The sequence below is a fragment of the Litchfieldella qijiaojingensis genome (genome assembly GCF_014651875.1).
GTDB classification, from domain to species: Bacteria; Pseudomonadota; Gammaproteobacteria; order Pseudomonadales; family Halomonadaceae; genus Litchfieldella; species Litchfieldella qijiaojingensis.
Window position 1 is genome coordinate 297,130 of sequence record NZ_BMXS01000001.1, and the last position, 22,901, is coordinate 320,030.

21 protein-coding genes are annotated in these 22,901 nt (G+C 61.4%); 5 read left to right on the plus strand and 16 right to left on the minus strand.

The window, feature by feature from the left end:
• Positions 1-13: 13 nt before the first annotated feature.
• The gene (locus IE093_RS01505; RefSeq protein WP_189465347.1) at positions 14-1,054 is read left to right on the plus strand and encodes a hydrolase; all 1,041 of its coding nucleotides are present in this window, start codon (positions 14-16) and stop codon (positions 1,052-1,054) included.
• Here IE093_RS01505 and msrA read toward each other — a convergent pair.
• The 4 genes from msrA to IE093_RS01525 are packed head-to-tail and all read right to left on the minus strand — an operon-like array spanning position 1,035 to position 8,482.
• Complete coding sequence (gene msrA / locus IE093_RS01510) at positions 1,035-1,670, minus strand: peptide-methionine (S)-S-oxide reductase MsrA (RefSeq protein ID WP_189465349.1); 636 nt, start codon at positions 1,668-1,670, stop codon at positions 1,035-1,037. The two genes, IE093_RS01505 and msrA, sit on opposite strands and share 20 nt — an antisense overlap.
• Positions 1,671-1,713: 43 nt before the next feature.
• A complete protein-coding gene (tamB, locus tag IE093_RS01515; RefSeq protein WP_229803150.1) occupies positions 1,714-5,706 on the minus strand; it encodes an autotransporter assembly complex protein TamB in 3,993 nt (1,330 codons plus the stop codon).
• Complete coding sequence (gene tamA / locus IE093_RS01520; RefSeq protein ID WP_189465353.1) at positions 5,703-7,562, minus strand: autotransporter assembly complex protein TamA; 1,860 nt, start codon at positions 7,560-7,562, stop codon at positions 5,703-5,705. The genes tamB and tamA overlap by 4 nt, the downstream gene beginning before the upstream one ends.
• A gap of 14 nt (positions 7,563-7,576) precedes the next feature.
• The gene (locus tag IE093_RS01525; protein WP_189465356.1) at positions 7,577-8,482 is read right to left on the minus strand and encodes a coiled-coil domain-containing protein; all 906 of its coding nucleotides are present in this window, start codon (positions 8,480-8,482) and stop codon (positions 7,577-7,579) included.
• A 283-nt stretch (positions 8,483-8,765) separates the two neighbouring features.
• Between IE093_RS01525 and IE093_RS01530 the strand changes: the two genes are divergently transcribed.
• Complete coding sequence (locus IE093_RS01530; protein ID WP_189465358.1) at positions 8,766-9,344, plus strand: superoxide dismutase; 579 nt, start codon at positions 8,766-8,768, stop codon at positions 9,342-9,344.
• 83 nt (positions 9,345-9,427) lie between these two features.
• On the opposite strand, the gene IE093_RS01535 is transcribed toward IE093_RS01530, so the two are convergent.
• The 3 genes from IE093_RS01535 to mtnA are packed head-to-tail and all read right to left on the minus strand — an operon-like array spanning position 9,428 to position 12,728.
• Positions 9,428-10,726, minus strand: a complete 1,299-nt coding sequence (locus IE093_RS01535) for a nucleotide sugar dehydrogenase (protein ID WP_189465361.1) — start codon at positions 10,724-10,726, stop codon at positions 9,428-9,430.
• A 6-nt stretch (positions 10,727-10,732) separates the two neighbouring features.
• Positions 10,733-11,623 carry a UTP--glucose-1-phosphate uridylyltransferase GalU gene (galU, locus tag IE093_RS01540; RefSeq protein WP_189465362.1) on the minus strand — a complete coding sequence of 297 codons (891 nt, stop codon included), beginning with the start codon at positions 11,621-11,623 and terminating at the stop codon, positions 10,733-10,735.
• A gap of 52 nt (positions 11,624-11,675) precedes the next feature.
• Positions 11,676-12,728: an S-methyl-5-thioribose-1-phosphate isomerase gene (mtnA, locus tag IE093_RS01545; protein WP_189465365.1), complete on the minus strand. Its 1,053-nt coding sequence runs from the start codon at positions 12,726-12,728 to the stop codon at positions 11,676-11,678.
• Positions 12,729-12,819: 91 nt separating this feature from the next.
• Here mtnA and IE093_RS01550 point away from each other — a divergent pair, with 91 nt between their 5' ends.
• The 3 genes from IE093_RS01550 to IE093_RS01560 are packed head-to-tail and all read left to right on the plus strand — an operon-like array spanning position 12,820 to position 15,569.
• Positions 12,820-14,169 (plus strand): TRZ/ATZ family hydrolase, encoded by a 1,350-nt coding sequence (locus tag IE093_RS01550; protein WP_189465367.1) that lies wholly within the window; start codon positions 12,820-12,822, stop codon positions 14,167-14,169.
• A complete protein-coding gene (gene ubiG / locus IE093_RS01555) occupies positions 14,170-14,901 on the plus strand; it encodes a bifunctional 2-polyprenyl-6-hydroxyphenol methylase/3-demethylubiquinol 3-O-methyltransferase UbiG (RefSeq protein WP_189465370.1) in 732 nt (243 codons plus the stop codon).
• Positions 14,901-15,569: an HAD family hydrolase gene (locus IE093_RS01560; protein WP_189465373.1), complete on the plus strand. Its 669-nt coding sequence runs from the start codon at positions 14,901-14,903 to the stop codon at positions 15,567-15,569. The genes ubiG and IE093_RS01560 overlap by 1 nt, the downstream gene beginning before the upstream one ends.
• A gap of 34 nt (positions 15,570-15,603) precedes the next feature.
• Here the strand turns inward: IE093_RS01560 and IE093_RS01565 are convergent, their stop codons facing one another.
• From IE093_RS01565 to ruvB, 9 genes are read right to left on the minus strand one after another with little or no spacing between them, the layout of a single operon-like run.
• Complete coding sequence (locus tag IE093_RS01565; RefSeq protein ID WP_189465376.1) at positions 15,604-16,365, minus strand: YciK family oxidoreductase; 762 nt, start codon at positions 16,363-16,365, stop codon at positions 15,604-15,606.
• A gap of 14 nt (positions 16,366-16,379) precedes the next feature.
• The gene (gene ybgF / locus IE093_RS01570) at positions 16,380-17,147 is read right to left on the minus strand and encodes a tol-pal system protein YbgF (RefSeq protein WP_189465379.1); all 768 of its coding nucleotides are present in this window, start codon (positions 17,145-17,147) and stop codon (positions 16,380-16,382) included.
• 34 nt (positions 17,148-17,181) lie between these two features.
• Positions 17,182-17,712 carry a peptidoglycan-associated lipoprotein Pal gene (pal, locus tag IE093_RS01575; protein ID WP_189465381.1) on the minus strand — a complete coding sequence of 177 codons (531 nt, stop codon included), beginning with the start codon at positions 17,710-17,712 and terminating at the stop codon, positions 17,182-17,184.
• A gap of 46 nt (positions 17,713-17,758) precedes the next feature.
• Positions 17,759-19,051, minus strand: coding sequence for a Tol-Pal system beta propeller repeat protein TolB (tolB, locus tag IE093_RS01580; RefSeq protein ID WP_189465384.1), 1,293 nt, complete (start codon positions 19,049-19,051; stop codon positions 17,759-17,761).
• Complete coding sequence (gene tolA / locus IE093_RS01585) at positions 19,051-20,244, minus strand: cell envelope integrity protein TolA (protein ID WP_189465388.1); 1,194 nt, start codon at positions 20,242-20,244, stop codon at positions 19,051-19,053. Before tolA ends, tolB begins: the two co-directional genes overlap by 1 nt.
• Before the next feature lie 9 nt (positions 20,245-20,253).
• The gene (tolR, locus tag IE093_RS01590; RefSeq protein ID WP_229803152.1) at positions 20,254-20,709 is read right to left on the minus strand and encodes a protein TolR; all 456 of its coding nucleotides are present in this window, start codon (positions 20,707-20,709) and stop codon (positions 20,254-20,256) included.
• A 9-nt stretch (positions 20,710-20,718) separates the two neighbouring features.
• A complete protein-coding gene (gene tolQ, locus IE093_RS01595; RefSeq protein ID WP_229803154.1) occupies positions 20,719-21,408 on the minus strand; it encodes a protein TolQ in 690 nt (229 codons plus the stop codon).
• A gap of 24 nt (positions 21,409-21,432) precedes the next feature.
• Positions 21,433-21,831, minus strand: a complete 399-nt coding sequence (ybgC, locus tag IE093_RS01600; RefSeq protein ID WP_189465391.1) for a tol-pal system-associated acyl-CoA thioesterase — start codon at positions 21,829-21,831, stop codon at positions 21,433-21,435.
• A complete protein-coding gene (gene ruvB, locus IE093_RS01605) occupies positions 21,831-22,865 on the minus strand; it encodes a Holliday junction branch migration DNA helicase RuvB (protein ID WP_189465394.1) in 1,035 nt (344 codons plus the stop codon). The genes ybgC and ruvB overlap by 1 nt, the downstream gene beginning before the upstream one ends.
• Positions 22,866-22,901: the final 36 nt, after the last annotated feature.

Below are 22,901 nucleotides of genomic sequence, written 5' to 3' on the forward strand. Positions count from 1 at the left end.
CAGCGAGGCCGGCATGTCACGCACCATCGTTCCCGCGGATTTCCGCGCTCCTCGTGGGCTCGGCAATCGCCATGTCCAGACCCTGTTGCCACGGCTGTTGCCCAAGCCGCGGCTAGCGCGAGACACCGAAATCCTCAATCTGCCCGACGGTGACTTCGTCGAGTTGGCATGGGTGCGTCCGGCACCGCTGCGCAACGATGCGCCACTGTTTCTGCTCTTTCACGGTTTGGAAGGATCGTTCGATTCGCCTTACGCCAGGTCATTGTTGGCAATGGCGTCGAGACATGGATGGCGCGCGGTATTGATGCACTTCCGCGGTTGCGGGCAGGCCCCCAACCGCCTGCCCCGTGCTTACCACAGCGGCGATACCGCCGATGCCTACTGGTTGATCGGACAACTGGCCCAGCGTTATCCGCATGCCATCAAGGTGGCGGTGGGTGTCTCGCTGGGAGCCAACATGCTGGTCAAGTTGGTGGCCGAACAGGGTGGCGACGGCCTTGATCTGGCTGGCGCCATCGCCATCAGCGCCCCTCTCGACCTGGCTGCCAGCGCCGACGCCCTGAACAGTGGGTTTTCGCGCTTCTATCAGCGCCGCCTGCTCAAGTCACTGAAGCGCAAAGTGGCAGCCAAAATGGCCAAGGGCCCTCTGCCGATCGCGTTGTCGCCCCACCAGTTGAAGGAACTCGACAGCTTCTGGGCCTATGACAACGAAGTGACCGCTCCGCTGCATGGCTTCTGTTCGGCGAGCGATTACTACCAACGGGCTTCGGCGGGACGCCTGATCGGTGAGATCGAGCTACCGACCCTGATCCTGCATGCCGCCGATGACCCTTTCATGTCTGGCGACCTGTTCGACCGTCTCCCGACGCCTTCTGACGCGGTACGGGTGGAAATCTCCCGCCAGGGCGGTCATGTCGGCTTCATGAACTTCCACCGCGGGCGGCTGCGGTCGTGGTTGGTACGACGGGTCGCCCGCCAGCTCAAGGACTGGGCGACTCTCTCGCCCTCCAGCGATTGGCTACGTGCCGTACCGATCAGCCGATCGGACAACTGACACCGGAGCCTTTCAGTCCGCAGTAACCTCCTGGGTTCTTGGCCAGGTACTGCTGGTGATATTCCTCGGCCACATAGAACGATTCGAGCGGAGCGATCTCCGTGGTAATACGGCCCTTGCCGGCGGCGTCCAGAGCCTTCTGGTACTGGCGGCGGCTGTGTTCGGCGAGCACCTGCTGATCAGCGGTCGTGGTGTAGATCGCCGAGCGGTACTGACTCCCGATGTCGTTGCCCTGGCGCATGCCCTGCGTCGGATCGTGAGCCTCCCAGAACACTCGCAGCAGCTCCGGCAGCCCTATCACATGGGGGTCGTAGACCACCCGCACCACCTCGGCATGACCGGTCAGGCCGGTGCAGGTTTCCTCATAGGTGGGGTTGGGGGTGAAGCCTCCGGCATAGCCCACTGCGGTGACGTAGATGCCGGGTAATTCCCAGAACAGCCGTTCGGCACCCCAGAAGCACCCCAGGCCCACGATCACCTCTTCGTGTCCTTCGGGAAAGGGTGGCAACATCGAGCGCCCCGTCACATGGTGCACGCCGCTGATCGCAAGCGGCGTATCGCGTCCGGGTAGCGCTTGCTCTGAACTGATCAGGCGCGGCTGGGTGGATGTCCACATGATCTTGACCTCGTTCGGTGCCCCTTGCGACGAGGCAGGGGCGTTACTGTGCGCGGCCCAGGCTGAAACTGTATACCAGGTCGACCGCTTGGGCCGCGCCGGAAACGACTTGTAGATAGAGGTTGCGCCACAGCGTATAGCGCAGCGTCAATTCGGCGATTGGCGAGAAGATGCCTACACCATAACTGACTCGTAAATCCTCGAACAGATACCCACTGACCACGACCTGGCTCTCGTCGCCAGTGCCCGCGGATTCAAGCGTCAGATCCTGGATGCCGAAGGCCTCGCCAAGTTGGCCCACGATACTGCCGGTACGTGACAACGACAGGCCAATCAATGCCGAGGTCAATGCACCGTCTGCATCGCCTTCCTCGGGAGCCCTGCCACGCAGCAGGTACGAGAGCGCCCGCGCCTCGTCCATGGCAGGTTCCGAGAAGACTTGGAGGTTGGGGGCCTCGGCTGGCCCGCTGACTCGTAGCCCGGCGACCACATCGTCTGCGGTGACATTGGGGTTGCGAATTGCCTCGAACTGCAACAGCGGCTGCCCCGCCGGTCCACTGAAGAACAACTGCCCCTGGCGTATCAGCAGGTCCTGGCCGAAAGCGCGGAAGCGACCATCGATCAGGTTGACGTAACCGAAAAGCTGCACAGGACCGATCCCTTGGCGTACCTCGAGGCTGCCACGCAGTCCCGCTTCCAGGCCATAGGCCTCGAGCTGCATGTCGGGACCCAGGATCAGGTCGATTTGCACGTCGATGGCCATACCCGTCCTGGCCAGGGCTTTCGCGGTCGTTTCGTCGATGCCCTCCTCGGCCTGCACGGCAGCGCGTTCCGCCTCACGCCGGGCGCGCATTTCGTCACGGCGGGTGATGATGACCTCGTCACTGCTGGGAGTGATCGCTGAAGCTGGCACTCGACCAACCACCAGACGTGCCCAAGGCACTGCGACGCGTCCACGTACCCGCAACAGGCTGGGATCGATGTCGATCCGCAGGTCGGGGGCGAGACGCAAACGCCCGAATTCAGGCAACACGGCGAGCAAGGGATCATCACGGCCATCGACGCTCATCGATATCTCCCAGGCATCGGTAGTGGGCCAGGCGGCATCGCCATCGATCATAAGACGCCCTTGCTCGGCGGCGATGAAACCATCGATGGTGCCGCGATCGCCGTTCAAGCGCATGCTCAGTTCACCGTCGCGGACCACCATGGGAACTACCCCACCCTGAACCTGCAACCCCGAGAGCCGGACTTCACCATCCAGCATAGGGGCTTGCAGGTCGCCACCGATCGCCACATCTCCCGACACGCCACCGCGCATCCGCTCCATGCCGGCAACCAACGTGCGATAAGGCGATAGCCGGATGTCGTCGACGATCAACCGACCGCTGAGGTCGCCTTGCGCCATCGGCTCGTCGACGGTGATCTCGAGACGCACCCGACCGGCCTCGGACAGGAGGATCTCGAGATTGGCGTCGGCGCGGGCCTGAGTCGCCTCGACAGTCAACGAGATGCGGGATTCGGGTAGCGCCCAAGGCTGACCATAGGCATCCAGTCCGCTCAGGGCCAATTCGCTGTCGAACCGTGCATCCAGTGACCATTGAACACCACCTTGCCGCCATTCGACGATGATGTCGGCATGGGTGTCGCCATCGAGCTCCCAATCCTCGGGAACCGTTTCATCGAGCAGGTCCATCGGCAACTCGCGCAGGGCCAGCATTGCCCGGCCACGCGTGGCGGACGCCTCGATAGGATCGTTGGCACACAATTCGCCACCCTGTAACCGGCGTAGGCAGAAAGGCTGTAGCGTGACACTTCCCGTGTCGAGATTGGCAGCGAAAGCCATCGGTGAGATGAGCCGGAGGTCGCCATGCTCGCTATCCACTTCCAAAGTCGCCAACTGCCCCCGATAACGGCTACGCTCGGTATTCATGCCGCCTTCGATCACCATGGCGATGCGCGATAGCGGCATGGCTTGGTCCGCCTGGGCATCGAGGGTCAGCCGATGCTCTGACAGCCGTCCATCAAGTGCCAGGGACACGGTTCGGAAACGCTGCCCTCCAGCATTGAGCCGCTCGGCTTGCAAGCGAACGTCAAGATTCGGGTCATTCAATCCGCTCACCCTGGCCACAAGATCCAGACGTTCCAACCGAGTGTCGGCAAGGCGCAGCTCCTCACCTTGCAGGTCGAGTTCGACCTGTGGCGCCTCGAGGGTGCCGGCCACGTTGAATTCTCCGCGTAGCATCCCGGCAAGTTGTGGAGAGAGAGCTTCCAGTGCGGGTGCCTCGAGATCACCACTCAACGCCAGCCGTTCGCCGACCCGCCCTTGGGCGCGCAAGCGATTGTCACCTTGACGAAAATCGAGTCGTTCTACCTGCCATTGCATGTCGCTGTTGCCCGTCAGTTGGGCATCGAGTGCCATCGGCAGGTCCTGGAGTTGGCCGTGGACCGCTAGCTCCGGCACCGCGAGACGCCAGCCCTCAAGGTCCTGCCTGAAGCTTAGCTCGGCACTGCCGCTCAGGCGCCCCGACACCGCGTCGGTGAACAGGCCTGGGTCGAGATCGGTCATGCGCACCCCGGCTCTGACTGCCAGGCCTCCGCCCCAACGGATATCGCCGTGACTGATCAACGAGCCTTGCTCCAGAGCCAGCGAAATCGGTGCCCAGGCGAAATGCTCCCAATCGCCGCTTCCGGTCAAGGCCAGTCGCGTTTCAGGAACTTCGGGGCCGGAGGCCCGCACCGAAAGGGCCGCCTGGTAGTCGAGCAGGCTACCCTCCAGACGAGCTACCAATTCGCGGAGGTGGTATGCAGAGTCGGCCTCCACCGAGGTGTCGTCCACTGTCTCGTCAATGGTGTCGGCTAAAGGCCACGTCAGTTCGTCGGCCCGGAGCGTGGCGGTGAACGGCAAGGTCGGGTCCAGGGCGTCGAGATGCCCCTTGAGTGCCAAGGTGACCGGTCCCTCGGCGTCCAATCCCAGGACCAGCTCGGACAGGCTGCCATTGGCCTGCAGCGCCAGGCGTTCGCCAGCTAGTTCGGGCATGATCTCGGGCAGCATGAGCGTGCCGGTCAAGCGTGCCTCGAGAGGGTAGTCATCACGCAGCTCGATGCGCGCCGTCAGCTCGGCATCAGCATCGACGCTGGTCACGTTAAGTGGCTCGATGCGAACGTTCTGGTCTCGGGCATCGAGAGTCAAGGCCAGACGTTCGATGCCATACTCGAAGGGGCCGGCAACGCGGAAATCCTCGACCACCAGACTTGGCACCTCAATGGCCAATGGCAGATGAATTTCCGGCAGGGAAAGGCGTTCCCGCTGGGCAAGCGGCACAACTTCGACAGGCCCAGGTAATGGCGAACGCACCGCAATAGCCGCGTCGATCGCTTCGGCTGTCAGCCGTCGCGTTGACGAAGCGCTTTCGTTCCCGTCAAGATCCGCCTCTGTCAGTGCCAGGGAGGTACCTGGCGTCAATGGCAAACTGAGGCGTCCTCCGCGCCAGAGGGTCGGCGTCAGGTTCAGGGTGCTCCCCTCCACTTCGGCGCCGCTTCTGAACTGCTCCCACGACAACCGAGTGCCATCCGCCAGTCGAAGATCGACATCGGTCAGCGACAGAGCCCGAATCTCGAAGGGGAATGGTAGCTCGATAGAGGCCGGTTGCAAGGTGCTGTCCGATATCTGTTCGTCTTCGAGCGCCCTTTCGTCTTCCGCCAGACGGATGCGGGCGCCTGCCACTGCCAACTCGTCGATGCATAATCGGCCTCTCAAGACACAGTCTTCCGCCCAATCGAGGACAAATCGATCCAGCGCAATGCTGGTGGGACCTACGTCGATCCGAAACCCTCTGAGCTCGAGGCGATCCAAGGGTGCCCCCTCGACACTTTCGACTTCATACCAACCGCGTGCCTGGCCTTCTTCCAGCAATATCCCCGTTCCCCAGGGAGACAGTGCCAGGCCGAGAGCAAGGATCACCAAACCCAGCAGCCACAGCGGCAGCCAGATCAGCGTGCGCAATAGTGCCCAGATCACAACGATGATTTTCAAAACTCAGGCCCGATCGCAAAGTGAATACGGAATGCATCCTCGTCGTCAAAGGGATGTGCGATATCGAAACGGATCGGGCCTACCGGCGAGATCCAGCGCACGCCGAGACCGGCGCCAGTATTGAGATCACTGGGCAACCAGTCATCGAAGGCATCGCCGGTATCGACGAACGCCGCTCCCCACCAGTTGCCGGTTACCCGTCGTTGCACTTCCAGGCTGGTGGTGAACAGTTGTTGACCACCTAGCAAGTTTCCTTCCTCGTCTTGTGGTGCCAGACTCTCGAAGGAGTAGCCCCTCACGCTACGGTCGCCGCCGGCGAAGAAGCGTAGCGACGGCGGGATGTTGTCGAAGTCGCTGGTGCTGATGGCTCCCAACCCCATACGCCCGACGAAGCGGATGTCGTCGCCCAGCATCCGGATCCACTGGGAGTCGAGCGTGGAACGCAGGAATTCGGCATCCGAGCCCCACAGGCGACTGGAGTATTCGAATGCTAGCCGTTGACGATCGCCCCAAGTGGGGAAGCGCGGATTGCGGGTACGTGTTCGCGACCAACTGATACCGGGGTACAACAAAAGGACTTGATCCGACTCGTCTGCCTGGGTGAAGTCTTCGAAGGTGGAGCGCAGGTAGAGACTCTGCACCCAGCCATTGTCGAATTGCCAGCGGCGTGCCAGTTCCACAGAGGCTTCCAAGCTTTTCGTGTCTTCTATATCGCGCTGCCGGAAGCCATAGTTCAGACGATAGCTGTCTCGCAACGGATCCTCGAGCGGTATGATGTACTCGCCGGTCAGGCGTTGGTCGGGAGCAGCCAGGAACAGATCATGGTTCAAGCTGTGGCCGGCGCTGTTCAACCAGGGCTGGTGCCAGGAAAACCGTAATCTGGGACCAACGTCGGTGGCGAAGCCAGCGCCGACCTCGAACTGGTGTCGATCGGCCGGAACCAGGTCGATATCAAGCGGGACGTCCAGACGTCTCGTTTCCTGCAACACCACGGCGCTGGTCAATGCCGAGGCTTCGATGCGGGGTCGATCCGGTCGTGGTTCGATGGAGCGACCGCCGTTCCGGTATTCCACCTGATCCCACCAGTGAACGTCGGTCGGCGGCAGTGCCAGCCGTGCTTCCTCGCGTATGCGGGGGCGAACCGAAATCGACGAGAACCAGTTGCTCTGGCCCAGCCGCTGGTTATATTCGGCGAGTTGTTCTGCCAGATAGGGATCGCCAGGCGTAAAAGGCAGCATCTGCCGCAAGCGCGCTTCATCGATCTGACTGCCGCTGTAGCGGATCTCGCCGAAACGATAACGGGGACCGCTGTCGAGCAACAGATAGAGACGGGCGCTTTGCTCCCAAGGACGCACTTCCATGCGTCGCTCGAGGAAGGTGGAGTCGAAGTAGCCACGCTCGAGGGCAAGACGGGAGAGCTGGTTGCGCAGCCTGTCGTAGGGAGCGTGCTCCAAGGGATCGCCTTCGGCAAGAGGAAAAGCGGCAATCGCATCGCGAAAGGCATTGTCGTCCGCGGCGTCGCCGCGGACGCCGATATCCATTACGGTGATCGTAACCCGTGGACCCGGGTCGATGACCAGATTGACCTCTTCGCCCTCCTCGCCGATGAACTCCACGACGATATCGGGTTCGTAGTACCCGTAGACTCGCAATGCCTCACGGGTACGGCGGCGCACTTCTCCTTCCAGATGGCTGCGGCTGAATAGGTTTGCATCCAAACCTTCGAGAAAATTAACGATATTGTCAGCCGGAGCGCCTTCCAGTCCCTCGACTTGCGCCTCCAGGGCCAGTGTCGGTGGCGTCAAGCACAGGCAAAACGCCGCCACGCCCAGTGGCGCAAGAATGCGATGTCCCATGTTACCTCGTGACCTTATCGACTTTGCAGGGCTTCCAGACTTGCACTCAGGGCAACCTGGTTTTGCCGCAGCTCGGTCAACTCCGCCTGATTGCTGGTCAAGCGCCCGCGCATGGCTTCCAATGCCTCGCGGTCAGTATTGCGCTGTTCTTGCAGTGTCTCAACTGAACCGGCCAACGTGGCCAGGTCCCGTTCCAGTTCCTGCAGTCGTTGCGGGTCCATCACCGGCAAAGCGGCCACCTGTTCTTCGAGTTCACGCTGCCCCTCGCGTAATGCCCCTTGAGTCTCGCGCAACCCATCCTGGGTCTCGCGCAGCATACTCAGCGCCTCGTTCATGTCACCGAGTCGTTCGCCATGACGTCGCTGTGCTGCCTCGAAGCCGGATAGTCGGGTCGCCAGTACTGCCCGGCCATCCTCACCGGCACGTTCCAGGGCGTCCAGCGAATCGCGGATGGCATCTACCACGGCGCCCTGAGTCTCGAGATCATCGCCGAGTGCCTCCAGGCGTTGCTGAAGGGATGCCAGTTCACTGTCGTCGATACTTGCCTGACGAACCGAGTCGAGCAGGCGCTCCTGCTCTTCCACTCGTTCGCGCAGGGAACGCTGATCGTCGGCCAATGAGTCAAACCGTTCTTCCAGGGAGTCGACACCGCCGATGCGTTCGTCGTCGAGCACATCGAAACGAGCATGGACATTGGAGAGTTGCCCTTCCAGGCGACGAATTTCCCCTAGCATGTTTTCACGTTCCAGCCAGGCGAGATAGGCCAGACCGCCAAGCGCCATGCCCAGCAATAAGATCAGGCACCATAGAGGCCATAACCGGGGAGGAGGAGGATGACGCAAACGATGGGCCGTTATGCTGGCATCAGCATCCGGGACGATAGGGGGCGTGAGACGCTCTTCCTCCGGGCGCTCGGCCATAGAGAAACTCCTTAACCAAACACGAACAAGGCGGCAACGCTTGCCATCTTGGGGCGCCGTTACATGTCCGAGTGACGCTGTCGGAATTGGCGAGCATACCCCAGGGTGCTATGATGTCGCGACACCACCTTCGCAGATGCTTGGTATTGTAAGGTTTTTTTAGCCCGGACGGATAGCGGGCCAAGTCGTTTCATCTCTTTCCGACCCTTGACGACCGTGGCAGGAATCCCCATAACATCAAGCGCTGTTTTCATTGGTGACTAAAAGGAAAAAGGAGTAATCCATGGCATTTGAACTTCCCGCCCTGCCTTACGAGAAGAACGCGCTGGAGCCGCATATCTCTGCCGAGACGCTCGACTATCACTACGGCAAACATCATCAAGCCTACGTGACCAAGCTCAACGAATTGGTTGACGGCACTCCCAATGCCGACAAGTCTCTCGAGGAGATCATCAAGTCTTCTTCCGGCGGTCTCTTCAATCAGGCAGCACAGGTGTGGAACCACACATTCTACTGGCATTGCCTGTCACCCAATGGCGGTGGCGAGCCTAGTGGTGCCCTGGCCGATGCCATCAATGCCAAGTTCGGCTCCTTCGACAAGTTCAAGGAAACCTTCAATGCCCAGGCGGTGGGTAACTTCGGCTCCGGCTGGACCTGGCTGATCAAGACCGATGACGGTGGCGTTGACATCGTCAACACCAGCAATGCCGACACTCCGATCGCCCATGGCCAGACCCCGTTGCTGACCATCGATGTCTGGGAGCATGCCTACTACATCGATTACCGCAATGCGCGTCCCAAGTATTTGGAGAATGTCTGGAATCTGATCAACTGGGACTTCGTCGCCCAGAACTTCAGCTAATCCAGTCGTCGGTGTGTTTGAATGACTGAGAAAGGCCCCGCCATGGCGGGGCCTTTTCTTGGAGGTGAGCACGGCTTTTCCCGTCAGGGATCGGCGCGTCTTCCAATACCACGATAGGTCAGGCCACGTGCCGCCACATAGCGAGGATCGAAGATATTGCGCCCGTCGAGTACCAGGCGCTCGACAAGCATTTCCGCCAGCCGTCTCCAGTCCGGGTTCCAGTAACATTTCCACTCGGTGACCAGCATCAGGGCGTCTGCCCCCTCGCAGGCCTGATATGGGTCATCGGGGCACAAAGTCATCAGTGGATGGGAACCGACGTACGCTTCCAGCGAGGCCAAGGCCGCCGGGTCGTGCAGGCGCACATGCACGCCCTGAGCCCATAACGCCTCGAGTAATGTCAGTACCGGTGCGTGATCGATGCGGGCCGTTCCTGGCTTGAAAGCCACCCCCCAGATCGCCACTGTGCGGTCCTCCAGTTGCCCATGGAAATGGGCCCAGAGCTTGCGGAACAGGGTTTCCTTCTTGTGCTCGTTGATGTCCAGCACCCGGTCGAGCAGAGCTGACGCTCGTCCACTGGCGGACTGCACATCGGCCAGACGCATCAGGTCACGCGAGAAGTTCGGTCCACCAAAGCCACAGCCGGGGTATAGATATTCGTAGCCGATACGGGTATCCGCCCCCATGCCTTGGCGCACATGCTCGACATCCACGGCCAACGAGTCAGCGAGACCGGCGATCTCGTTCATGTAGCTGATGCGGGTTGCCAGCATGCCGTTGATGGCCAGCTTGGTCAGTTCCGCGGCACGACGCGGCATGAACTGGAAGTTATCGCTACGACGATTGAATGCACGCAGCAACTCGCGCATCTGAATGGCGGCCTCGTCATCTTCGCAACCCAGCAGTCGGCGCGTGGGCCGGGTGAATACCTGCCACGCACGTCCCTCCTCGAGCATGTCGGGCAGCGCGACGGCCACCTGGCCGACGTGTCCCAGCCGTGACTCGAGCTGTTCGGTGGTCCCCACCGGGAACGTGGAGTTGTTGACCACTACCAGTGGGGTGGCCTGGTGACTGGCAAGCTTCACCACCAGTGCTTCAGCCTCCTGTGGCTGACCCGGTGCCAGGGCCAGCCACAGGATGTCGACCTCCTCGAGACCCACTGCATCACCAGGCCAGTCGCTGAGTATGCGCAGCGTGCCACCCTGGCAGGCGGCCTGCAGGTGGGAAAGCAGTTCGGGTTCCCGGGCCAGCCACTCCGCTTCTCTCAGGTTGTCCCAAGGCTGATCGGGATGAGGAAGCCAGCCGACCTGGTGACCGACGCTGGACAAGGCAGCCGCTGCCGTGGCCGAGGCCAGCTCGCTGCCGTGTACGATGATACGCATTGCGAGTCACTCCTGGTCGGCGTAGCGGGCCAGCAGTTTCTGGAAGCCCTGGCCATGCTTGGGATGACGCTTGGCGAACGCCAGAATCGCTTCAAGGTAGCCAAGCTGATGGCCACAGTCGTAAGTGGCGCCCTGCATGCGATAGGCGGCCACTCCTTCTTGGCCGCGTAGCGCATCGATGGCATCGGTAAGCTGAATCTCGTTGCCTGCACCAGGTGGCGTCTTGGCCAGCAGAGGGAAGATCGACCCCGGAAGCAGATAGCGGCCGATTACGGCAAGCGTCGAAGGGGCCGCTTCGACGGTGGGCTTCTCCACCACGCTGGAGATCGCGGCCGATTGTCCTGGGGCTAGGTCGGGAGTCTCGAGTGCCACGATTCCGTACTTGTAGACCATGTCGCGCGGCACGTTCTCGACCATGATCTGGGCCTGGCCAGTGGCGTTGAAGGCATCCACCATACCGGCCAGGTCATTGCGGGCAAGCCCTTGTCCGTCGACTAGTACGTCGGGCAGAAGTACGGCGAAGGGTTCATCGTCACCGACGATGGGTCGTGCGCAGAGTATGGCGTGACCAAGTCCCAGAGGTTCGGGTTGCCGTACGCTGATGATCTTGACGTCATCGGGAATGATGTTGCGCAGCTCTTCGAGCAATTCGTGCTTGCCCTTGGCCTCGAGCGTGCTCTCCAGTTCGAAGTGCTTGTCGAAGTGGTTCTCGATGGCACCCTTGCTGGAGTGAGTGACCAGCACGATTTCCTTGATGCCGGCGGCCACGGCCTCTTCCACCACATATTGGATCACCGGCTTGTCGACGATGGTGATCATTTCCTTGGGAATCGCTTTGGAAGCCGGTAGGCAGCGTGTGCCGAAACCGGCGACGGGAAGTACGGCCTTGCGGATCATTGCGGGTCCTTCCTGAATTCATGGGTTCATGGAGAATTATGCCATACCCGGTTCACCTGCATGTCTCGATCACCCGCGCGATAGCGGTGCGATCGGGATGCTCGATGACCCCGCGCTCGCAGACGATGGCATCGATCAGCGACGCCGGAGTGACATCGAACACTGGATTGTAGATATCGATTCCTTGCGGGGCGACGATGCGTTCGCCCTGATGCGTGAGTTCGCTGGCGTCGCGGCATTCGATGGGAATCTCAACGCCGCTAGCGACTTCGAGGTCGAAGGTGCTCGACGGGGCCACCACCATCACCTTGACTCCAAAGTGGCGCGCTTGCACAGCCAGCGCAAGTGTACCGATCTTGTTGGCCACATCGCCGTTGGCGGCGATTCGGTCGGCGCCGACGATCAACCAGCCGATCCTGCCTTGGGCCATCAGCAGCGAAGCGGCGGAATCGACCGCCAGCGTCACGGGAATGCCCTCCTGGTCGAGTTCCCATGCCGTCAAGCGAGCGCCTTGCAGCCAAGGGCGCGTCTCGTTGGCATGCACACGGGTGATCAACCTCCTGTTCCAGGCACTGCGTATCACGCCCAGCGCCGTGCCGTGCCCGCCGGTGGCGAGAGCTCCCGTATTGCAGTGTGTCATTACCGCGCAGGGTTCACTGCGGGCGATCAAGTCGGCACCTAATTCGCCCATAGCGAGGTTGTCGTCGAGATCTTTCCGGTGAATGGCACGAGCCGCTTCGAGCAGTTTCGCCACGGGCGCCACTTCGGCATGCCGTTGCAGCGCCATGACCTCGCGCATGCGGGCCAGGGCCCAGAACAGATTGACGGCAGTGGGACGCGAGGCCGCCAAGGTCGCCATGGCGGCCTCCAGCCGATCCGGCCAACCGCTATCGTCTTGCTCGAGTGCGGCCAATACCACTCCGTAGGCGGCGGTAATGCCGATTGCCGGTGCACCGCGCACCACCATCTCACGGATTGCCGCGGCCGCTTCCTCGGCACTGGTCACTGTGCGGACCAGGTGGCGGTCGGGCAGTGTCCGCTGATCGAGTAGCTCGAGATGGCCGTCGTCACACCAGCGGATCGGCATTATGGTAGATGCGGACATGATCTCTCCTGAAAGGCCCTTCCCGATTGCAATGGGAAAGCGGCGACTAGAGCGGGTAGAATAGCGTTCATCATACCGAAGGAGACCTGCGATGCCATCCACCGCACCGCGTGATGTCGACCTGTTGATCGAGGCCCGCTGGATACTGCCGATGAGCGATGGCCTGCCGACGCTTGAAGACCACGCCATCGCCATGCATGACGGGCGTCTGCTGGGCCCTTGGCCGCAGACGGAAGCGCGCCGCCATGTCCAACCACGGCGGGTCGTGCGCCTGGATCGCCATGCGCTGATGCCAGGACTCATCAATGCCCACAACCATGCCGGCATGACCCTGATGCGTGGCTTTGCCGACGACCTGCCGTTGATGACTTGGCTCAACGAGCATATCTGGCCGGCCGAGGCCGCCCATGTGGATCACGATTTCGTCGCAGCAGGAACCTACCTGGCATGCGCCGAGATGCTGCGTAGCGGTACCACGACCTTTGCCGACATGTACCTGGCCCCTGAAGCCGTGGCCGAGGTCACGGAACGAACGGGCATGCGTGTCCAGCTCTGTACGCCGCTGATCGACTTCCCCACTCCCTGGGCGCCCGATTTCGCCACTGGCTTGGCCAAGACCGAAGCCTTGCTCGGGCATTATCGTGATCATCCCCGCATTTTCCTGGCGCTGGGTCCCCATGCTCCCTATACGGTCGGTGACGAGAGCCTCGAGCGTCTAGGCGACGCGCATCGACGCCTTGGTCTGCCGATCCAGATGCATGTCCACGAAACCGCGCATGAGGTCGAACAAGCACTGACGAAAGACGGGAAACGGCCGTTGGCACGGCTATTCGAAGCCGGCTTGCTTGGGCCGCATTTTCAAGCCGTGCACATGACCCAGGTCGACGACCATGACCTGGCGATCCTGCGCGAAACCGATACCCGCATCGTGCATTGCCCGCAATCGAACCTGAAACTCGCCAGCGGCTTCTGTCCGGTGGCCCGCCTGCTCGATGCCGGGATCACCGTGGCCTTGGGTACCGATGGCGCGGCCAGCAACAACGATCTCGACATGTTCGACGAACTCAAGAGCGCCGCGCTCTTGGCCAAGGGGGTGAGTGGCAATGCGGCGGCGTTGCCCGCCATGGCGGCCCTGGCCATGGCCACGCGCGAAGGCGCCAAGGCACTTGGGCTGGGAGAGCGACTTGGCCGGCTGCAGCATGATTACGAGGCTGACGTGATCGCCCTGGACCTGGAGCGCCTGAATACCGCACCCGTGCACCATCCGGCCTCGGCCGTGGTCTACGCCATGCAGAGCCAACAGGTCAGCCATGTGTGGATCGGTGGCCAGCCGATCCTTGCCGATGGCGAGTTCGAGACGCTCGATATCGAGGCCGTGCTCGCCGACACCCACCGATATCGGGACGCCATGACCGTCACCTCGTCGCAGGGAGAAAAATGAATGGAAAGCGCACGGGACTCCGAGTATCGCCAGAACGTCGACCATGCCGAGATCGCCAAGTTCGAGGCCCTGGCCAGCCGTTGGTGGGACAAGGAAGGCGAATTCAAGCCCCTGCATGACATCAACCCTCTGCGCCTCGACTTCATCGAGGCACGTGGTGGCCTGGCGGGTAAGACGGTCATCGATGTCGGGTGTGGCGGCGGAATCCTGAGCGAAGCCATGGCGCACCGTGGCGCCAGGGTCACGGGTATCGACATGGGGGAAGCACCGCTAGCGGTCGCGCGGCTACATCGCCAGGAAAGCGGTGTCGAGGTCGACTATCGCCAGGCAAGCGCCGAGGAAATGGCCGCTGCGCATCCTGGCGAATACGATGTCGTCACCTGTATGGAAATGCTCGAACATGTCCCTGATCCGCAGGCGGTGGTCCGCGCTTGCGCGACGTTGGTCAAACCCGGTGGACAAGTGTTCTTCTCGACAGTCAACCGCAATCCCAAGGCCTACGCCTTCGCGATTCTCGGCGCCGAGTACGTGTTGCGGCTGTTGCCCAGGGGCACTCACGACTACCGCAAGTTCATCCGCCCTTCGGAGTTGTCGAGCTGGTGTCGAGCCACGGGGCTGAAAGTCTGCGAACAAAGCGGATTGGTCTATAACCCGCTGACCCGTCGCTATCGGCTCGATGCGCGGGACGTCTCGGTCAACTATCTGATGCACTGCCGGCTGGAGATGCCGTGATGAGCGACGCCCTCCCCTTGCCGCGCGTCCTGCTCTTCGACCTCGACGGCACCTTGGTGGATACGGCGCCGGACCTGGCACGGGCCACCAATGCGCTGCGTGCACACCACGGCCTCGCGGCGCTACCCTACCCCGTGATTCGCGCCCAGGTCTCCAATGGCGGCAGTGCCCTGGTGACGTTGGCCTTGGGACTGGAACATGGAACCGAGGGGCATGCCGCGGCGCGCGCCTTCCTGCTCGAGTCTTACGGGCGGGACATCGCTGCCGAAAGTCGCGTGTTTCCCGGCCTCGAGTCCCTGATCGGTGCCTGGTCCCGCCCTCCGCGCAGCTGGGGCATCGTCACCAACAAGCCGAGAGCCTATGCTGTGCCTTTGCTCGAGGCACTGGACCTGAGCCCCGACACGCTGTTGTGTGCCGATGACCTGTCGGTGAAGAAGCCATCTCCGGAACCCTTGTGGGAAGCAGCACGCCAGTTGGGCGTGAAAGCCAGCGACTGCTGGTATATCGGCGATCACCGTCGTGACATGCAGGCTGCCCGAGCCGCCGGCATGATCGCTATCGCGGTAGGTTACGGTTACCTGGACGAGAGTGACGATATCCAGACCTGGCTGGCGGATCGCTGGTTCGAGTCTCCGCAGGCATTGGTGCGAGCGTTGCAACACTCCTGACAACACACGCCCCCTGCGGGAGGCGTGTGCAGCATCAGGTACGGGGCGGCTGGGCGTCGAACCGTTCACCGTTGTGACCGCGGCTCTCGGGCCCCATCAGCCACAGGTAGGTGGGTATGATCTCGTTCGGGGTACGCAATGTATCGGGATTTTCGGCAGGATAGGCGGTCTTGCGCATCTGGGTGCGGGTCGCGCCTGGGTTGAGGCTGTTGACGCGCAGCGAGCCCAAGTGCTCGACTTCCTCGGCCAACACTTCCACGAAACCTTCGGTGGCGAACTTGGAGACCGCGTAGGCCCCCCAGTAGGCACGCCCCTTGCGACCGACGCTCGAGGAGGTGAAGATCACCGAAGCGTCCTGCGAAGCCTTGAGCAAAGGCAACAACGCCTGGGTCATCCAGATCGGTCCATTGAAGTTGACCTGCATCACTTGTTCCCAGAGCTCGGGATTGTACTGCTCGAAGGGGGTGAGGCGGCCAAGCAATCCCGCATTATGCAACAGTCCGTCGAGACGCCCGAACTCCTTGTCCAGGGTCTCGGCCATGTCCTGGTAATCCTTGAGGGTGGCACCTTCGAAGTTCAACGGAAAAATGGCAGGCTGCGGGCCACCTGCGGCCTCGATCTCGTCGTAGACCTTTTCCAGCTTGGCAATGGTACGTCCCAACAGGATCACGGTGGCCCCATGCCGGGCATAAGCCAGCGCGGCGGCACGTCCGATACCGTCCCCTGCCCCCGTCACCAAGATGACACGGCCGGCTAGAAGGTCCGCCGGGGCTTGGTAGTCGATCTGGCAGCTCATCGATACTCCTTATCCTAGAGCCCGGACTGGTTAAGGAAGTCATTGGCCATGCCGGCGGCACTGCTCTCGGGATAATCGTTGCGTACCCGGGTCAGCAGTTCGCGACTGGCTTCAGGCTGGCCCTGACGTGCTCGCAACAGTCCCAGTTTGTAGAGCGCATCGGGAACCTTGTTGCTTTGCGGGTGGTCGTTGATCACTCGTTCGAAGGCCTGGGCTGCCGGCTCGAGGTCGGACTGCGCCGAATAGAGCTCGCCCAACCAGTAATATCCATTAGCGGTCAGGGAATTGTCGGGATAGTTGCCGACGAAGGCCTCGAAGGCTTCGATTGCCGCAGGGAAATCCCGGTTCTGGACATGTTGGAAAGCCTGCTGATAGGCGGCCTGGGCATCGCCATTGAGCGCACTGGCTCGACTCGGTGCCGTGGCAACCTCACGAGCGACATCGGCATCGACCTGAGTACCAGCCTGGCCTTCGTCGGTGAGGGCGCCGCCTGCCATGAAGCGCTCTTCCAGGTCGAGGTAGCGTTCCTGGGAGAGACGGCGCAATTGTTCGAGTTGATAGCGCAGTTCTTCGAGCTGGCCTCGAAGCTGCTGGATCTCCCGTTGATTTTCCTGCAACTGATTGAAGAGCACCAGGTTGCCACCGGCCTCTTCACGAACTTCGGTTTGGTCGTAGAAGCTCCGCGGCTGTTCCGTGAGATCTTCCACTACAGGGGCGGCCCATACGGACAGCGGGAGCACCAAGGCTCCCGCGCCGCACAGTCCTTTCAGACGGCGTTTCATGTTTCACTCCATCGGAGCTTGGTCACGCGGGTATTCAGTATGAGAATACCACGCGACGGTTTTGTGCGTAGGTATCTTCACCATGACCGCGAACGGCCGGACGCTCTTCGCCGTAACTGACGATCTCGAACTGTGAAGGGGATACGCCCTGCACGGTCAGGAAGCGCTCGACGGCTTTGGCGCGCCGTTCGCCCAGAGCCACGTTGTACTCCCGAGTACCGCGCTCGTCGGTATGGCCTTCCAGTACGACCTTGGCATTGCCATTGTTGCTCAGATAGCGGGCATGGGCAGTCAGCACCGGCTGGAACTCGCTGCGAATCTGATCGCTGTCGAAATCGAAATAGATGGTACGCACGTCGGGAATGCGCCCCTGCTGACCAGCTTGCATGGCGGTGCCGGACTGTTGTCCGGATGCCATACCCTGACCCGTGGTTGAGGTGCCGGTACCGCTGCCCGCGGTGCCATCCAGGGCCCCATCCTGGGTACCGCCGCTGCTGGCACAGCCGGCCACGAAGGCAAAGGACAGGGCGACTGCCAGGCTCTTGGCGTACGGTTTGAATTGCATTGTCAACTCCTTGCTAGGATCGAATGACACGTTTCGATGTATGACGTCAGTTCAAGAATGGCGACCATGCGGGTTCGCGCACGTCACCTTGCGCCGCGGGCAGCCGGAACGAAGCTCTGCCATCGGCCGACACCGCTCCCAGCACCCCACTGTTACCCTGTTGGGTGGCGAAGATTACCATGCTCCCATTGGGCGCGACACTAGGCGACTCGTCCCAACGTGAATCGGTCAAGGTTACAAGACGACCGGTATCCAGATCCTGCCGGGCGACCTGGTATTCATTGCCACCGCGATGGATCAGGAACAGCGATTCACCGTCTGGGGCATACCGACCACGTGAGTTGTAATTGCCGGTAAAGGTTATGCGTTCCACCTGCCCGCTGGCAATATCGTAGCGATACAATTGCGGTTCACCTCCTCGGTCGGACGTGAAGACAATGTTGTTTCCATCTGGCGACCAACTCGGCTCGGTATCGATGGCGGAGTTGTTGGTCAGCCGCTGGAAACTGCGTGCGGCGACATCCATCACGTATATTTCCGGCTGGCCATCCTTCGACAACGACATCGCCAGCTTGCGCCCATCCGGTGACCATGCAGGCGCCCCGTTGATGCCGGGGAACGAGGTGGCTCGAACACGCCGGCTCGACCCCAGTTCCTGGATGTAGATCGCGGGGCGCCCGGTCTCGAAGGAAACATAAGCCAGTTTGGTGCCATCCGGTGACCAGGCGGGAGACAGGATCGGCTGGTTGGATGCCAGGATTTCCTCACTGTTGCGTCCGTCGGCATCGGCCACGTACAGGCCATAACGGATGTCGTCACCACTTCCCTGAGAGGTTACATAGGCGATCTTGGTGGAAAAAGCACCGCGTACACCGGTAATGGCTTCGTAGATCTTGTCACTGATGTAGTGTGCCGTTCTACGCAGTTGCTCGGTATTCGAACTGATGTATTCACCCAGCATGCGGCGTTCGCCATAGACGTCCAACAATTCAAACTGCACGCGATAGCCACCGCCTTCTTGGGCGACTTCTCCCACCACCAGGTAATCGCTATCCACGGCACGCCAGTCACGGTAGTTGACGTTTTCGCTGCGGCTGGGTCGCGAGATCAGAGAATCTCGCGACAAGGGGGCGAACTGGCCGCTGCGCTCGAGGTCGTCACTGATCACCTGCGCAACATCTTGGGGCAACGACATGTCACCCTCTACGGCAAAGGGCACAATGGCAATGGGTGTGGCGCGATCACTGCCGCGAGTGATTTCAATGGTCAGGTCGGCCTGGGCTTGAGCTGCAATCAGCATCAGCATTGCCCCCAGCCATAGGGTCAAATAACGTTTCATCAGCGCACATCCCCTGGTTGGAATCTCAAGTTGAATTGGCGGAACTCACGTTGCGCGGTGGCAGGCATGCGCCTCAGCTCGGAAAACGGTTCCGCTCGACGTACTGCCTGCAGTGCGGACTGATCGAAGGCACTGTCACCACTGCTTTGGCTGACGGAGGCACCGAGAAGTTCGCCCGAGGGACCGAGTTGGACCGATACGGTTACCACGGCTCCCTGGTTGCTGCCTGCCGGAATCATCCAAGCCTGCTCCACCGCACTGCGTACCAGGTTGATGAAGCTGTTGGCAGCCTCCTCAGCCTGGCGTGCATTGGCAACGGACTCGGATTCGCCTTCGATTGCCTGGGCGAGGCTGCGACTAGCCGCTTCCTCGGCGGCACGCCTGGCCAGTTCCTCCTGGCGCTGACGCTCAGCTTCGGCCTGACGGCGGGCCTCCTCTTCCTGGCGTTGACGCTCGGCCTCAGCCTGACGGCGGGCTTCTTCCTCCTGGCGTTGACGCTCGGCTTCAGCCTGACGGCGGGCCTCTTCCTCCTGGCGCTGGCGCTCGGCTTCAGCCTGACGGCGGGCCTCTTCCTCCTGGCGCTCGGCCTCGGCCTGACGACGAGCCTCTTCCTCCTGGCGCTGACGCTCGGCTTCAGCCTGACGACGGGCCTCTTCCTCCTGGCGCTGGCGCTCGGCTTCAGCCTGACGACGGGCCTCTTCTTCCTGGCGCTGACGCTCAGCCTCGGCCTGGCGACGGGCCTCTTCTTCCTGGCGCTGACGCTCGGCTTCCTCCTCGCGACGTTGCGCCTGTTGCTCGGCTGCCTCTGCACGACGCCGGGCCTCCTCTTCGGCTTGCAGTCGCGCAGCTTCACGCTCATGCTGTGCCTCTTGCCGCTCGGCTTCGGCTTGAGCGCGCTGTTGCTCGGCCTGGCGTTCGGCCTGTTCTTCAGCTTGGCGTGCGGCCTCCTCGGCGGCCCGAGCCTCTTCCTCGGCTTGGCGAGCGGCTGCTCGCTCACGGGCTTCCTGAGCACGTTGTGCCTGGTCGGTAGCGGTCTCAGTGCTGATCAGGGTCGCCTGAACGATCGATGACGAGGGTGACTCGACTTCGCTCGATGGCAGGCTGATCACGCTTATCACCACCACTAGCGCATGTAGCCCGATGGCGAGTATCGCTGGCAGGCCATAGCCTACACGCCGTTCGTGTTTGGCCATGACGAATCCTCAACTCTCGCGTGAGTCACCGGCGGGCGGCTCGGAAATCAGCCCGACATTCGCTACACCAGCCACCTGCAAGGTGCTCATCAGAGTGACGACCTGACCATAGGAAACATTGCGGTCACCCCGCACCATGACGGGGGTGTCTGGGCGTCGGTCGAGGATGATGATCACCTTGTCGGCGATGTCATCCAGCGACACAGGGGTTTCCTCGTCGCCAAGCGAAATGTAGTACTGCCCCTCACGATCCACGGAGATCACGATCGGCTCACGATCTTCCATGTCCTCGATCGGCTCCGATGTGACCTGCGGAAGGTCGACTTGCACTCCCTGGGTCAGCATGGGGGCCGTGATCATGAAGATCACCAGCAGCACCAGCATGACGTCGATGAAGGGAACGACATTAATTTCGCCCATGGGCTTACGGCTACCGCCGCGATGGAACGGACCATGCGTCATCATTGTTCCCCCTCAGGCCGCGTCACTGTCAGCACGCCCTTGCAGGTTGCGGTGCAGGATTGAATGAAACTCTTCGGCGAAATCTTCGTACTTGCCCAGCAGCTTGCTGGACTCGGACGACAGCCGGTTATAGAAGATGACCGCGGGGATAGCGGCGAACAGCCCCATCGCGGTGGCGATCAAGGCCTCGGCGATCCACGGAGCCACCGTCGAGAGCGTAGCCTGCTGGGCCATTGACAGGCTCTGGAAGGAACCCATGATGCCCCATACGGTGCCGAACAGACCGATATAGGGGCTGGCGGAAGCCACCGTGGCGAGGAACACCAGATGCAGAGTCAAGCGCTCCTCTTCACGCGACCAGGCAACTCGCATGCTGCGCTGGACGCCGTCGAGAATCGACTGTGGGCTACGGGTCTTGGGTAGCAGACGATTGAACTCGCGGAAGCCGGCCCGGAAGACGTGCTCGGCACCGACCGTCTCCTGTTCGGAAGGTGTCTCGCGATAGAGTTCGTTCAGATCGATACCGGACCAGAAGCGTTCCTCGAAGGCTTGATGGGCCCGCCTGGCACGACGGATCACGAAACTGCGTTGGAAAATCACGATCCAGGAGAGGATTGAGCCTACCGTGAGTATCAGCATGACGAGCTGTACCACGGTACTGGCATTTATGATCAGATGGAAAATGGACATTGAGTCGTTCACGGGTGCCCTCGTCAGTCTTGCAAATTAACCGTTGAATGCCGCGGCGAGTGCCGGCGGCCAGCGTTTTGGCTTGAGCCGGATCGCATCCAGACAGGCGATGTCGACCCTGGCATCACAAAGGGGTTCCCCGCGACATGTCACTTCCTGACGAAAACGTAACCGACAGGAGGAATGACTCTCGACGTCGGCGCTGACCAGCAGGCTGTCGTCGAGCCGGGCGGGCTTGGCATAACGGCATTCCAGATGGTGTACCACCAACTGGATCCCGGCCTCGAGCAGTTCGCGTTGCGTGAAACCGCACTGCCTTAGCCATTCGCTGCGTGCCCGCTCCATGTATTTGAGATAATTCACGTAATAGACAATGCCCCCTGCATCGGTATCTTCGATGTAAACGGTTACCGGCCAACGAAACTCCTGACTCATCAGTGTGCCTCGTCGCTGGCTTGGGGCACGTCGTCCCGTGCCGTCAATCCGAAATGCAGGTAGGCCAGACGGGTCACCACTCGCCCTCTTGCCGTGCGCATCATGAAACCCTGTTGTATCAGATAGGGTTCGATTACATCCTCGATGGTGTCACGCTCCTCGCTGATAGCGGCAGCCAACGAATCGACCCCGACTGGACCGCCGTCGAATTTCTCGATCATTGCCAGCAGTAGCCGACGATCCATATGGTCGAGCCCGTGGCGGTCGACATGCAGCATGTTCAACGCTCGATCGGCGATTTCAGCATTCAAGCGACCATCGCCACGCACCTCGGCAAAGTCGCGCACGCGACGCAACAAGCGATTGGCGATGCGCGGCGTTCCCCGCGCGCGCCTAGCGACCTCGGCGGCGCCCTTGCGATCGGTGTCGACCCCCAGCAGGCGGGCCGAGCGAACGACGATCTCGGTCAGATCCTCGATACCGTAGAACTCCAGACGCTGGACGATACCAAATCGGTCACGCAACGGCGACGTCAGGAGCCCCGCTCGGGTCGTGGCTCCCACCAGTGTGAAGGGCGGCAGGTCGAGCTTGATGGAGCGGGCTGCAGGGCCTTCGCCTATCACGATATCGAGCTGGAAGTCCTCCATGGCTGGATACAGTACTTCCTCGACCACTGGCGAGAGACGATGGATCTCATCGATGAACAGTACATCGCCTGGTTGCAGATTGGTAAGCATGGCGGCCAAGTCGCCAGCACGTTCCAGCACGGGACCGGAAGTCGACTTGATGTCGACGTCCATCTCGGTGGCGATGATATTGGCCAGGGTTGTCTTGCCCAACCCCGGAGGTCCGAACACCAAGGTATGATCGAGGCTTTCGCTCCGCCCACGGGCTGCACTGATGAAGATATCGAGTTGTTCTCGCACCCCGGGCTGGCCGATATAGTCGGCTAGCCGCCGTGGACGAATGGCGTGGTCGACACGACCTTCGTCAGCCTGTGGTTGGGCGGCGATCAGTCGATCACTTTCGATCATGGAGCCATCCATTCATCGACATGCCTTCTACCCTCA

Excerpts from the sequence above, each read along its gene's own strand:
- IE093_RS01505 (WP_189465347.1), top strand. The coding sequence starts at position 14 with ATGTCACGCACCATCGTTCCCGCGGATTTCCGCGCTCCTCGTGGGCTC.
- msrA (WP_189465349.1), bottom strand. The coding sequence starts at position 1,670 with ATGTGGACATCCACCCAGCCGCGCCTGATCAGTTCAGAGCAAGCGCTA.
- tamA (WP_189465353.1), bottom strand. The coding sequence starts at position 7,562 with ATGGGACATCGCATTCTTGCGCCACTGGGCGTGGCGGCGTTTTGCCTG.
- IE093_RS01525 (WP_189465356.1), bottom strand. The coding sequence starts at position 8,482 with ATGGCCGAGCGCCCGGAGGAAGAGCGTCTCACGCCCCCTATCGTCCCG.
- IE093_RS01530 (WP_189465358.1), top strand. The coding sequence starts at position 8,766 with ATGGCATTTGAACTTCCCGCCCTGCCTTACGAGAAGAACGCGCTGGAG.
- IE093_RS01535 (WP_189465361.1), bottom strand. The coding sequence starts at position 10,726 with ATGCGTATCATCGTACACGGCAGCGAGCTGGCCTCGGCCACGGCAGCG.
- galU (WP_189465362.1), bottom strand. The coding sequence starts at position 11,623 with ATGATCCGCAAGGCCGTACTTCCCGTCGCCGGTTTCGGCACACGCTGC.
- mtnA (WP_189465365.1), bottom strand. The coding sequence starts at position 12,728 with ATGTCCGCATCTACCATAATGCCGATCCGCTGGTGTGACGACGGCCAT.
- IE093_RS01550 (WP_189465367.1), top strand. The coding sequence starts at position 12,820 with ATGCCATCCACCGCACCGCGTGATGTCGACCTGTTGATCGAGGCCCGC.
- ubiG (WP_189465370.1), top strand. The coding sequence starts at position 14,170 with ATGGAAAGCGCACGGGACTCCGAGTATCGCCAGAACGTCGACCATGCC.
- IE093_RS01560 (WP_189465373.1), top strand. The coding sequence starts at position 14,901 with ATGAGCGACGCCCTCCCCTTGCCGCGCGTCCTGCTCTTCGACCTCGAC.
- IE093_RS01565 (WP_189465376.1), bottom strand. The coding sequence starts at position 16,365 with ATGAGCTGCCAGATCGACTACCAAGCCCCGGCGGACCTTCTAGCCGGC.
- ybgF (WP_189465379.1), bottom strand. The coding sequence starts at position 17,147 with ATGAAACGCCGTCTGAAAGGACTGTGCGGCGCGGGAGCCTTGGTGCTC.
- pal (WP_189465381.1), bottom strand. The coding sequence starts at position 17,712 with ATGCAATTCAAACCGTACGCCAAGAGCCTGGCAGTCGCCCTGTCCTTT.
- tolB (WP_189465384.1), bottom strand. The coding sequence starts at position 19,051 with ATGAAACGTTATTTGACCCTATGGCTGGGGGCAATGCTGATGCTGATT.
- tolA (WP_189465388.1), bottom strand. The coding sequence starts at position 20,244 with ATGGCCAAACACGAACGGCGTGTAGGCTATGGCCTGCCAGCGATACTC.
- tolR (WP_229803152.1), bottom strand. The coding sequence starts at position 20,709 with ATGATGACGCATGGTCCGTTCCATCGCGGCGGTAGCCGTAAGCCCATG.
- ybgC (WP_189465391.1), bottom strand. The coding sequence starts at position 21,831 with ATGAGTCAGGAGTTTCGTTGGCCGGTAACCGTTTACATCGAAGATACC.
- ruvB (WP_189465394.1), bottom strand. The coding sequence starts at position 22,865 with ATGATCGAAAGTGATCGACTGATCGCCGCCCAACCACAGGCTGACGAA.